The following is a 12024-nucleotide window of genomic DNA, read 5'->3' on the forward strand; positions in this document are numbered from 1 at the left end:
CGTCCCGGTCGGGCCCGCTGGGGCACAATCGTAGCCATGCAGACCGACGTCCTGGACGCCCCGCCGCGGGTGATCCCACCCCTGGTCAGCGCCCTGCGCGCCGACCTCCTCGCGGCGCACTACACGATCGCCGCGACCGAGGACCTCTACGGCCCGCTCGCCGTGGCCGCCCTGCGGCGCGAGAACCCCGTCCCTGCCCGTCGGGTCCTGCGCGGCCGCACGGATCCGCTCGCGGTGCTGCTCTCGGTGCTGACCCTGGGCGCCGCGGTCCCCCGCCCGCTGATCGACGCCGCCCTCCCCTCGCTCGGCGCGGAGGGCGCCCTCGAGCTGGGGATCCTCGTCCCCGCCGGCGACGAGGAGGACGCGGCCGACGGGGAGCCTCTGCTGCGCGCCGCGATCGACCTCTCCCCCTACTCCGCGCAGGACGACGCCGGCGAGATCGCCTGGTGGATCGCCTCGGACCTCTCCGAGCTCGCGACCGGGCGGCCCCTGCGCGGCGAGCACGTGCTCGGTGTGGGCGGCGCCTCCCTCACCCTCGCCCGGATCACGCCCCGGGACGAGGTGGGCTCCGTGCTCGACCTCGGCTGCGGCGGCGGGATCCAGGCGCTGCACGCCGCCCGCCACGCCCGCCGGGTGGTCGCGACGGACCTCTCCGAGCGGGCCCTCGCCGTCGCCGCCTTCAACGCGGCCCTGAACGCGGAGGAGGGCGCCGCCCCGATCGAGCTGCGCCACGGCTCCCTGCTCGAGCCGGTCGCCGGGGAGACCTTCGACCTCGTCGTCTCCAACCCGCCCTTCGTCATCACCCCGCGGGACACGGCGCTCGCGCACGACCGCACCGCGGGCGCCGAGGGCTCCTGGACCTACCGCGACGGCGGCCGCGCCGGGGACACCCTGCTCGCCGAGCTGCTGGGCGCGCTGCCCTCGCACCTCGCCCCCGGCGGTCGCGCCGTCATGCTCGGCAACTGGGAGGTTCCCACGGGCGAGGCGACGGACGCGCACCCGCGCGCCTGGCTCGACCCCGCTCGCGCCGACGGCGTGGACGCCTGGGTGATCCTCCGCGAGACCGAGGACCCGGCCCAGTACGCCGAGACCTGGGGCCGCGACGGCGGCGTCACCGAGCGCGACCCCCGCTGGCAGGACATGCAGGAAGCCTGGCTCGACGACTTCGCCGCGCGCGGCGTGGAGGGCGTGGGCTTCGGCTACCTGCTCCTGCGCCGGCCCGAGCACGGGTCCGCACCGCGACCGGGGATCCTGCGCAGCGAGGAGGCGACGGGCACCGGCTCGGGCACCCTCTCCTCCCACCTGAGCACCTCGCTCACGATGATCGACGTCCTCGCCGGGATCGACGACGACGCCCTCGCAGCCTCCCGCCCCGTGCGCGCGGCGGACGTCGTCGAGCGGCGCCACCTCACCCCAGGCGCCTGGGACCCCACGCTCATCGAGCTCGTCCAGGGGGCCGGCCTCGCCCGCGCGGTCCGTGCGGACCAGCTGCTCGCCGCCACCGTCGGCGCCCTCGACGGCACCCTCACCCTGGGCCAGACCGTCTCCGCCGTCTGCGCCCTCACCGACACCGACCCCGACCAGGCCCGCGAGACGCTGTTCCCGCAGATCCGCGAGCTGGTCACGACCGGGATGCTGAGCCTGTGACGACACCCGCCGAGCCCACCGACCCCACGACGCACGACGAGCCCGTCGCGGCGCCGCCCGCGGCGCCCGAGCGCGTCCGCGTGCGCGGCGGCGTCGTCGCGCCGATCCTCTCGCTGCTCGTCGCGGCCGCCTGCGTCGTCGCGACGGTCGCGCTCGCCCGCTTCGCCGTCGGCACCGCGAGCGGGCAGCGGCTGGACCAGCTGATCCTCTCCGGTGCGCAGTCGCAGGAGGACCGCTTCTCCGCCCTCGCGGAGCTCGCCGTGGGCAGCGTGAGCGTGCCGGTGATCATCGGCGTGCTCGTGCTCACCGTCGTGCTGGTGCTCATCCGGCGGCGGCCCGGCCTGCTCGTGCCGCTCGCGGCCCTCGTCGCGGGAGCGAACGTGACCACGCAGGTGGTCAAGCATCTCGTGGTCGTACGGGAGGCGCTCGGCCCCGGCATCGACGTGACGCCGAACTCCTTCCCCTCGGGGCACACGGCCCTCGCGGCGAGCGCCGCGGTCGCGCTCGTGCTCGCCTCGGGCGCCGCGCGCTGGCTCGTGGCGCTGCTCGGCGCGGTCTGGACGGCCGGCGCCGGCATCGGGACGCTCGTGCTCGGCTGGCACCGCCCGAGCGACGTGGTCGGCGCGATCCTCGTGGTCGCGACCTGGACGTTCCTCGTCCTGTGCGTCGACGGCACCCACTCCCGTCTGCGCCGCTCCCGTCTCGCCCGGGCCTCGGCCCGCGGCCGCCGCCGCGCGGGCGCCCCGGCCGTCGCGGGCCGACCCCGCCACGGCGTGCTCGACTCGGCCGCCTCGGCGCTGCTGGCCCTCGTGGGCCTCGTCGCGACGATCGTCGGCCTGCTCACCCTCGCCTCGCTCTCGCTGCCGCTCGACCTGCAGGACGCGGCCCAGCAGTCCGCCGGGTACACGGGAACGGCGGCGCTGGTCTGCGGCGGGACCGCTCTGTGGCTCGCGCTCGTGCTGGTCCTGCGGGTCCCGCACGTCCCGGAGCGCCCCCGGGGCGAACGTGTACCGTGAGCACTCGCCGGGAGCCCGATGGGTACGGATCCCGCTCCCGGGACGACGGGCCGCCTGAGCGCGGCGAGGAAGGAACGCGAACCGTGACTGGCGGACGGCATCTGGTGATCGTCGAGTCCCCCGCGAAGGCGAGGACCATCGGCCGATACCTCGGGGACGACTACATCGTCCTCGCCTCGGTGGGGCACATCCGGGACATCCCGGTGCCCCGCGACCTGCCGGCGGAGATGAAGAAGGGGCCGTACGGGAAGTTCGGCGTCGACGTCGAGAACGGCTTCGACCCCTACTACGTCGTCAGCGCGGACAAGAAGAAGACGGTCGCCGAACTCAAGAAGGCCCTCAAGGACGTCGACGACCTCTACCTCGCCACCGATGAGGACCGCGAGGGGGAGGCGATCGCCTGGCACCTGCTCGAGACCCTCAAGCCCAAGAAGACCCTGCCCGTCAAGCGGATGGTCTTCCACGAGATCACGCGGGACGCGATCCAGGGCGCGCTGTCGAACACGCGCGAGATCGACGGCAGCCTCGTCGACGCCCAGGAGACGCGCCGCATCCTCGACCGCCTCGTCGGCTTCGAGCTCTCCCCCGTGCTCTGGCGCAAGATCAAGCCCTCGCTCTCCGCGGGCCGCGTGCAGTCCGTCGCGACGCGGCTCGTCGTCGAGCGCGAGCGCGAGCGCATGGCCTTCGTCGCCGCGGACTACTGGGACGTGACCGGCACCTTCGCGACCGAGGAGAGCGCCTTCACCGCCAAGGTGCAGACGGTCGACGGCTCGCGGGTCGCCTCCGGCTCCGACTTCGCCGACGACGGATCCCTCAAGCCCCGCTCGCACGGCGCCGTGGTGCTCACCGAGGACTCCTCTCGGGTCCTCGTCGAGGCGCTCACGGGCGCCCCGGCGCAGGTCACGAGCCTCGAGTCGAAGCCGTACACGCGTCGCCCCGCCGCCCCCTTCACGACCTCCTCGCTGCAGCAGGAGGCCAGCCGCAAGCTGCGCCTCGGCGCGCGCCAGGCGATGCGGGTGGCGCAGTCGCTCTACGAGAACGGCTACATCACCTACATGCGCACGGACTCGGTGACGCTGTCCTCCGAGGCGATCCGGGCCTCCCGCGCCCAGGCCTCGGAGCTGTACGGCTCCCAGTACGTGCCGGACACGCCGCGCGTCTACCAGAACAGGTCGCAGTCCGCGCAGGAGGCGCACGAGGCGATCCGCCCCGCCGGGGACCGCTTCCGCACCCCGGCGGACGTCGCCGGCCAGCTCTCCGGGGACGAGTTCCGCCTCTACGAGCTGATCTGGAAGCGCACCGTCGCCTCGCAGATGGCCGACGCGAAGGGCACCACCTCGACCGTCGAGCTGACCCTCGCGAAGGACGACCGCACGGCGACCTTCCGCGCCGCCGGCACCGTCATCACCTTCCGCGGCTTCCTCGCCGCCTACGAGGAGGGCCGCGACGCGAGCCGCTACGGCGGCGAGGACGAGGGCGGCGACAAGCGCCTCCCGCAGATGAGCGAGGGCCAGGAGCTCGAGACCCGCGACCTCACGCCCGACGGCCACTCGACCACCCCGCCGCCCCGCTACACGGAGGCCTCGCTCGTGCGGGCGCTCGAGGAGCGCGGCATCGGCCGCCCCTCGACCTACGCCTCGACCGTCGCGACCGTGCAGGACCGCGGCTACGTGCTGCGCCGCGGCACCGCGCTCGTGCCCAGCTGGGTCGCGTTCGCCGTGGTGCGCCTGCTCGAGGAGCACTTCGAGACCTACGTCGACTACGACTTCACCGCGCAGATGGAGGAGCAGCTGGACCGCATGGCCCGCGGCGACCTCTCCCGCGCGGACTACCTGCGCTCCTTCTACTACGGCACCGGCGAGGACGGCCCGCTGGGTCTGAAGCCGATGGTCGACGACCTCGGCGACATCGACGCCCGCGCCATCAACTCGATCGAGATCGGCGAGGGGATCACCCTGCGCGTGGGCCGCTACGGCGCCTACGTCGAGCGGGCGGCGCGCGGCGAGGACGGCGAGCTGATCGAGGGGGCGGACCCGCAGCGCGCGAACGTCCCCGACGACCTCGCGCCCGACGAGCTGACCGTCGAGGCCGCGAAGGAGCTCCTCGAGCGCGCCAAGGACGACGGCCGCGTGCTCGGCACCGATCCGGCGAGCGGGCACGAGATCGTCGCGAAGGACGGCCGCTTCGGCCCCTACGTCACCGAGGTGCTGCCCGAGCCCGCGGAGGGCGAGAAGAAGGTCCCGAAGTCCAAGCAGCCGAAGCCCCGCACCGGCTCGCTGCTGAAGTCCCAGGACCTCTCCTCGATCACCCTCGAGGAGGCGCTCGCGCTGCTGAGCCTGCCGCGCGTGGTGGGCACGGACGCGGACGGCACGGAGATCACGGCGCAGAACGGCCGCTACGGCCCGTACCTCAAGAAGGGCACCGACTCCCGCTCCCTGGAGACCGAGGAGCAGATCTTCACCATCACCCTCGACGAGGCGAAGGCGCTGTACGCGCAGCCCAAGACCCGCGGCCGCGCGGCCGCGAAGCCGCCGCTCAAGGAGCTCGGCACGGATCCCACGAGCGAGAAGCCGATCGTCATCAAGGACGGCCGCTTCGGCCCGTACATCACCGACGGCACGACGAACGTGTCCCTCCGGGCGACCGAGAAGGTCGAGGAGATCACCGAGCACGTCGCGATCGAGAAGCTCGCGGAGAAGCGTGCGAAGGGTCCGGCCAAGAAGCCGGCCCGTCGGACGACCACGACGAGGAAGAAGAGCACCACCGCCAAGAAGTGACGGCGGGGGTGGGGTGAGGATCGACCGGTCGGTCGCCGCCTCCCCGGTGCGCAGGGCGCGGAGCTGAGGCTCCGCGCCCTGCGTGCGTCCGTGCGACCTGCGGGATCGTCGCCGATCCGAGACCTCTTCCGAGCGCGGGCACGGTTACAGTGACCTCACCGACGGCCCTCCCACGAAGGAGTGATGATGCAACGACGCCTCAGCCGGCGCGCGGCCATGACGGGGGCCGCGACCGCGGCCGCCGCCGTAGGGCTCGCGGGCTGCCTCCAGAACCCGGACTCCTCCGGCGGCACGACCGCCACGGCGGAGAAGTACACCGAGGGCGACGTGCCCGGCTCCGGGACCGTGACGGTGCTCGGCGCCTTCGGCGGCCAGGAGCAGGAGGCCTTCCTCGCCTCCCTCGAGGACTTCGAGAAGGAGTCCGGGGTCACCGTGCAGTACACGGCGGACACGGACTTCACCAACACGATCCGCCAGCGGGTCGGCTCCGGCGACGCCCCGGACGTCGCGCTGTTCCCGCAGCCGGGCGGGCTCTTCGACCTCGCGCGCGGCGGGAAGGTGGTCCCGATCGACGTCTACCTCGACTACGACGCGCTCGACGGCACGCTCATCCCCGGCTTCCTCGACTCGGCACGGCTGCAGGGCCGGGTCTACGGCGCCCCCGTGCGCATGGCCTGCAAGTCGCTCATCTGGTATCCGAAGGCCGCGTACGAGGAGGGCGGGTACTCCGCCGAGCCCGCGACCATGCAGGAGCTGTACGGCATCGCGGACGAGATCAAGGCCGACGGCATCACCCCGTGGTCCGACGGCTGGGCCGCGGACCAGGCCACCGGCTGGGTGGGCACCGACTGGATCGAGGAGCTCATGCTCCGCGTCCACGGCCCGGACGTCTACGACGACTGGATCTACCACCGCATGCCCTTCAACGACGAGAAGGTCGTGCAGGTCTTCGACCTCCTCGGCGACCTGCTCAAGGGCGAGGGCAACGTGCTCGGCGGCACGGACACGATCCTCAACACGCCCTTCTCCGAGGCCCCGCTGCCGCTGTTCGAGGACCCGCCGAAGGCCATGTACGTGCGCCAGGGCAACTTCGTCACGGGCTTCTTCCCGGAGGACGTGCAGAAGAACCTCGACTCCGAGGTGGGGGTCTTCGCGATGCCCACCTGGGAGGGCGGCTTCGACGGCCAGCCGATCCTGGGCGGCGGCGACCTCGCGGCGCTGTTCACCCTCAACGACGACTCCGTGAAGCTCATGAGGTTCCTGAGCTCGCCGGAGTTCGGCGGGCCGTGGGCGCAGGCGGGCGGCTGGCTCAGCCCCCACACCACCTTCGACGCCTCGCAGTACCCGGACGAGATCACCCGCCAGGTCGCGGAGATCGCCTCCGGCGCGCAGGTGTTCCGCTACGACGGCTCCGACGTCATGCCGGGCGCGGTGGGCGGCGGCTCCTTCTGGACCGGCATGGTCGAGTGGCTCAAGGGCTCGAAGGACTCGCAGCAGGTGTGCGACGAGATCGAGGCGGGGTGGCCGAAGTGACCACCGCCGTCGCAGCGCGCGAGGAGCGGGCCGGCTCCCCCGCCCGGCCCGTGCGGCTCGTGGTCGGCGCGGTGGGCATGGTGCTCACCGCGTGGCTCGCCTGCAACATCTTCCTCGCCTTCGCCTACTACCCGCAGTGGTTCGGCAATTCGAGCGTCGTCATCGGGCTGCTGGGGCTCGTGGTCGGCATCGGCGGGTCCGTGCTGTTCTTCCGCTTCCTCAACATGTGCGTCGAGGGGCTCCCCTCCCGCTTCTCCGAGGGCGTGATCCCCTACGCCTTCCTGCTGCCGGGATTCAGCCTCATCGCCCTGCTGCTGCTCTACCCGACGGTGCAGACCGTCGTCTACTCCTTCGCGAACGCGGACTCCACGGAGTGGGCGGGCCTGTCGAACTACACGGCCGTGCTCGGCAGCGGGGAGTTCTGGTCCGCCCTGCTGAACAACCTGCTGTGGATCATCGTGGTGCCGATCGCGACCGTGGCGCTGGGCCTCGGGGTCGCGGTGCTCGCGGACAAGCTCTCCCCCACGGGCGAGAAGATCGCGAAGTCCCTGATCTTCCTGCCGATGGCGATCAGCTTCGTGGGCGCGGCGACCATCTGGGGCCTCGTCTACGCGTACAACGCCCCCGGCAGCGGGCAGACGGGACTGCTCAACGCGATCGTCGTCGCCCTCGGCGGGGACCCGCAGCCGTGGTACCAGCTCGACTCGGCGCGGCTGAACTCGCTGCTGCTCATGGTGATCCTCATCTGGCTGCAGACGGGCTTCGCGATGGTGCTCCTCAGCTCCGCGATCAAGGCGGTCCCCGAGGACACGATCGAGGCGGGCCGGATGGACGGCGCGAGCGAGGCGCGGATCTTCTGGCAGATCATCTTCCCGCAGGTGCGCGCGACCCTGCTCGCGGTCTTCATCACCGTGCTGATCCTCGTGCTCAAGGTCTTCGACGTCATCTACGTGACGACCAACGGCCTGTACTCGACGGACGTCATCGCGAACCTGTTCTTCCGCAAGCTGTTCACGGACCAGCAGGCGGGCCAGGCCTCCGCGGTCGTGGTCGTGCTGCTGATCCTCGTGCTGCCGATCCTCGTGTACCAGGTGCGCAGCTTCCGGGCCCAGGAGGCAGGACGATGAGCGCGACGACCCGCACCCCCGCTCCGACGGCGTCGACCCGGGGCACCATGGCCGACGGCCGTCGGCGCTCCCCGCTCGCGATGATCGTCATGCCGCTGCTCGCGCTGCTGTGGACGGTGCCGACCCTCGGCCTGCTCGTGACGAGCTTCCGCACCCGCGAGGCCGCCGCCACGAGCGGCTGGTGGAGCGCCCTCACCCAGGGCGGGTGGACCCTCGACAACTACGCCCAGGTGCTCGGCAGCGCCTCCATGGGCACCTCGCTCGTGAACTCGATCGTGGTCGCGGTGCCGGCGACGGTGCTGCCGATCATGTTCGCGGCCTTCGCCGCCTATGCGTTCACCTTCATGGAGTTCCGCGGCAAGGACCTCCTGTTCATCGTCATCGTCGCGCTCATGGTGGTGCCGATCCAGGTGGCCTTCCAGCCGATGCTGGACCTCCTGGGGCCGCGCGGCCTGGGCATCAACGGCCAGTTCGTCGCGGTGTGGCTGCTGCACACCGGCTTCGGCATGCCGCTCGCCGTCTACACGCTGCGCAACTACATGGCGACCCTGCCGGGCTCCGTCGTGGAGAGCGCGAAGATCGACGGCGCGAGCCACTTCCAGACCTTCTGGCGGCTCGTGGCGCCCATGTCCTCCCCGGCGATCGCGGCGTTCGCGACCCTGCAGTTCCTGTGGGTCTGGAACGACCTGCTCATCGCGAAGCTGTTCATCGGCGGCGGGGCGAACAAGACGATCATCGTGGACCTCCAGCAGATGCTCGGCACCCAGGGCCAGGGCACGGAGCTGCTCACCGCCGGCGCCTTCATCTCGATGGTGGTGCCGATGATCGTGTTCTTCTCCCTGCAGCGCTTCCTCGTGCGGGGCATGACCTCCGGCGCCGTCAAGGGCTGAGCCGGGCCTCCCCTCCCCAGGACCGAGCCGTCCCCACGTCCCGCACGGACGTCGGGACGGCTCGGTAGATTAGGGGCATGAGCTCGCGCGAGAACACGCCCGGGGAGCCGCTCGTGCTCCCCGCACCCCGCACCCCCGAGCCGGCGGCCGCGCCGGGTCTGCGCTGGGGTGTCGTCTCCCCCGGCCACATCGGCACCCAGTTCACGGAGACCGCGCACCGCGCGACCGCCTCCCGGGTGGTCTCCGTCGTCTCGCGCTCCGCGGAGCGCGCCCGCGCCTTCGCCGCGGAGCACGGGGCCGACGGCGCCTTCACGAGCGTCGAGGAGATGCTCGCCGCGGGCGGCGTCGACGCGGTCTACGTCGCCTCCCCGCACGCCCAGCACGCGGAGCTCGCGCGCCCCGTGCTCGAGGCCGGGATCCCCGTCGTGGTCGAGAAGGCCTTCACGCTCAACGCCGGCCAGGCCGCGGAACTGCTGGACCTCGCGCGGGAGCGCGGCGTCTTCGCCATGGAGGCCATGTGGGCGCGCTTCCTGCCGCACTACGACGTGCTGAACCAGGTGCTCGAGTCCAAGCTGCTCGGCGAGATCATCGAGGTCGCCGCCGATCACGGGCAGTCGATGCCCACCGATCCCTCCCACCGCATGAACGACCCCGAGCTGGGCGGCGGCGCGCTGCTCGACCTCGGCGTGTACCCCGTCTCCTTCGCCCAGATGGTGCTCGGCGACCTCACCGACCTCGCCGTGCGCGGCGACCTCACCCCCACGGGCGTCGACGGATACGTCGGCATCCTCGCCCGCGGCGAGCGCGGCCGGGCCCGGCTGGGGACCACCCTGCGCGCCCGCACGCCCACCGAGGCCGTGATCAGCGGCACCGCGGGGCAGGCGCGCCTCGCGGGCGCCTTCTTCGCGCCCACCACGCTCACCGTGACCCTGCTCGACGGCCGCAGCGCCTCCTTCGAGGCGCCGGGGATCGGCGGGGACGGCATGGCCTACGAGATCGCGGAGGCCGCCCGCCGCATCACCGCCGGGGATCTCGAGTCCCCGCTCATGAGCTGGGCGGACACCCTCTCCGTCATGAACACCCTCGACGCGGTGCGCGCCGAGCTGGGCGTCGTCTACCCCGGGGAGGCCGCCCGATGATGCCCGGAGGCCTGCCCCCTGCCCTCACCGTCCCCGCCCCGCGGCCGCCGCGCCGCGGCGTGTTCATCTCCTTCGAGGGCGGCGACGGCGCGGGCAAGTCCACGCAGATGTCCATGCTGCGCGACCACCTCATCCACGACCGGATGGTCGACGAGGACCTCGTGCTCACCACCCGTGAGCCCGGCGGCACGTCGCTGGGCGCACAGATCCGCGAGCTCGTGCTGCACGGGGACGACGTGGACCCGCGGGCGGAGGCCCTGCTCTACGCCGCGGACCGCGCCCACCACATCGCCTCGAGGGTCCGCCCGCACCTGGCGCGCGGCGGCCTCGTCCTCGGCGACCGGTACCTCGACTCCTCCGTCGCCTACCAGGGGGCCGGTCGCGAGCTGGAGGCCCGGGAGATCGCCGCCCTGTCGCTGTGGGCGGTGGACGGCCTGCTGCCGCACCGCACGATCCTGCTGGACCTGCCCCCGGCGGCGCTCGCGGAGCGTCGCGCGCCCGGGGAGATGGACCGCCTCGAGCGGGCCGGGCTCGAGTTCCACGAGGCGGTGCGCGAGCAGTTCCTCCAGCTCGCGGCCGACGATCCCGACCGCTTCGCCGTGATCGACGCGGCGCTGCCCAAGGAGGAGGTGCACGCCCAGGTGCTCGAGAAGGTCTCCGGCGTGCTGCAGCTGTTCGACCCGACCTTCGAGCAGCCCGTCCCTGCGAAGCACCGGGACGAGCTGTGAGCGCCCCGGCCGTGGGCGCCGTGTGGCAGGACGTCGTGGGCCAGGAGGCCGCCGTCGTCCAGTTCCACCGCGCGGCCACCGGTCAGGCGTCCCTCGCCCAGGCGTGGCTCGTGACGGGGCCGCCCGGCTCCGGCCGCTCCACCGCCGCGCGCGCCTTCGCCGCGACGCTCCAGTGCGAGCAGGGCGTCGGCTGCGGGGAGTGCACCGCGTGCCGCACCGTCCTCGCGGGCACCCACCCCGACGTCACCGTCGTCGCGACGGACAAGCTCTCCATCGCGAAGGAGGAGGTGCGCTCCCTCGTCATGACCGCGCAGCGCTCCCCCGCGACGGGGCGGCACCGCGTGATCGTCGTCGAGGACGCCGACCGCATGAGCGCGGGCACCTTCAACGTGCTGCTGAAGTCCATCGAGGAGCCGCCCCCGGCGACGGTGTGGATGCTGTGCGCCCCCTCCGCGGAGGATCTCGCCCCCACGATCCGCTCCCGCTGCCGGCTCGTGACCCTCACCGTCCCCTCCGCGGAGGTCGTCGCCGGTCTGCTGCAGCGGCGGGACGGCATCCCCGAGGACCTCGCCGTGCGCGCGGCCCGCGCCGCCCAGGGGCACATCGGCCTCGCCCTGCGCTACGCGACCCAGGAGGGCACCCTCGCGGCGCGGGAGGAGTCCGCCCGGAGCCTGCTGGGGCTGCGCGGGACGGGCCAGGCGGTGCTCGCCGCGCAGGCGCTCGTGGACCGTGCCACCGCGGAGGCGAAGGAGCATGCGGACCTCGTCGCGACCGAGGAGAAGGAGCGGTTCCTGCGCTCGGCGGGCATCGAGGACGGCAAGGTCCCGCCGGCGCTGCGCGGCCAGCTGCGCCAGCTCGAGGAGGACGCGAAGCGACGCCAGACCCGTCTCGTGCGGGACGTGCTGGACCGCTATCTGCTGGATGCCCACTCGGTGCTGCGGGACGTGCTCACGCGCCAGCTGGGGTCCGGCAGCGATCTCGTGAACGTCGAGGTCACGCCGGAGATCGAGCACGCAGCGGGCGGAGGCTCGGCGCACACCACGCTCGGTCTGCTCGAGGCGGTCCTGGGCGCGCGCTCACGGATCGCGGGGAACGTGCCGCCGCTGCTCGCGATCGAGGCGCTCCTGTCCCGCGTCGCCGTCTCGCTGCGCTGACCCGCCGCCGGGG

General features: G+C 72.9%; 9 protein-coding genes. All 9 read left to right on the forward strand.

Going from position 1 to position 12024, the window contains the following annotated elements; translation table 11 throughout:
* Positions 1-36 precede the first annotated feature (36 nt).
* The gene (locus ACYVAP_RS02255) at positions 37-1647 is read left to right on the forward strand and encodes a class I SAM-dependent methyltransferase (protein ID WP_498859343.1); all 1611 of its coding nucleotides are present in this window, start codon (positions 37-39) and stop codon (positions 1645-1647) included.
* Positions 1644-2663, forward strand: coding sequence for a phosphatase PAP2 family protein (locus ACYVAP_RS02260; RefSeq protein ID WP_498859344.1), 1020 nt, complete (start codon positions 1644-1646; stop codon positions 2661-2663). Before ACYVAP_RS02255 ends, ACYVAP_RS02260 begins: the two co-directional genes overlap by 4 nt.
* 83 nt (positions 2664-2746) lie before the next feature.
* Positions 2747-5440, forward strand: coding sequence for a type I DNA topoisomerase (gene topA / locus ACYVAP_RS02265; RefSeq protein ID WP_498859345.1), 2694 nt, complete (start codon positions 2747-2749; stop codon positions 5438-5440).
* A 186-nt stretch (positions 5441-5626) separates the two neighbouring features.
* Positions 5627-6973, forward strand: a complete 1347-nt coding sequence (locus ACYVAP_RS02270) for an ABC transporter substrate-binding protein (protein ID WP_498859346.1) — start codon at positions 5627-5629, stop codon at positions 6971-6973.
* Positions 6970-8100 (forward strand): carbohydrate ABC transporter permease, encoded by a 1131-nt coding sequence (locus ACYVAP_RS02275; protein ID WP_498859347.1) that lies wholly within the window; start codon positions 6970-6972, stop codon positions 8098-8100. Before ACYVAP_RS02270 ends, ACYVAP_RS02275 begins: the two co-directional genes overlap by 4 nt.
* On the forward strand, positions 8097-8990 hold the full coding sequence (locus ACYVAP_RS02280; RefSeq protein WP_137769892.1) for a carbohydrate ABC transporter permease: 894 nt from the start codon (positions 8097-8099) through the stop codon (positions 8988-8990). Before ACYVAP_RS02275 ends, ACYVAP_RS02280 begins: the two co-directional genes overlap by 4 nt.
* Positions 8991-9067: 77 nt before the next feature.
* On the forward strand, positions 9068-10129 hold the full coding sequence (locus ACYVAP_RS02285; RefSeq protein ID WP_498859348.1) for a Gfo/Idh/MocA family protein: 1062 nt from the start codon (positions 9068-9070) through the stop codon (positions 10127-10129).
* The gene (gene tmk / locus ACYVAP_RS02290; RefSeq protein WP_498859349.1) at positions 10126-10857 is read left to right on the forward strand and encodes a dTMP kinase; all 732 of its coding nucleotides are present in this window, start codon (positions 10126-10128) and stop codon (positions 10855-10857) included. Before ACYVAP_RS02285 ends, tmk begins: the two co-directional genes overlap by 4 nt.
* Positions 10854-12011 carry a DNA polymerase III subunit delta' gene (locus tag ACYVAP_RS02295; RefSeq protein ID WP_498859350.1) on the forward strand — a complete coding sequence of 386 codons (1158 nt, stop codon included), beginning with the start codon at positions 10854-10856 and terminating at the stop codon, positions 12009-12011. The genes tmk and ACYVAP_RS02295 overlap by 4 nt, the downstream gene beginning before the upstream one ends.
* Positions 12012-12024 lie beyond the last annotated feature (13 nt).

The organism is Brachybacterium horti (assembly GCF_054777615.1).

Excerpts from the sequence above, each read along its gene's own strand:
- ACYVAP_RS02270 (WP_498859346.1), top strand. The coding sequence starts at position 5,627 with ATGCAACGACGCCTCAGCCGGCGCGCGGCCATGACGGGGGCCGCGACC.
- ACYVAP_RS02255 (WP_498859343.1), top strand. The coding sequence starts at position 37 with ATGCAGACCGACGTCCTGGACGCCCCGCCGCGGGTGATCCCACCCCTG.
- ACYVAP_RS02285 (WP_498859348.1), top strand. The coding sequence starts at position 9,068 with ATGAGCTCGCGCGAGAACACGCCCGGGGAGCCGCTCGTGCTCCCCGCA.
- ACYVAP_RS02280 (WP_137769892.1), top strand. The coding sequence starts at position 8,097 with ATGAGCGCGACGACCCGCACCCCCGCTCCGACGGCGTCGACCCGGGGC.
- tmk (WP_498859349.1), top strand. The coding sequence starts at position 10,126 with ATGATGCCCGGAGGCCTGCCCCCTGCCCTCACCGTCCCCGCCCCGCGG.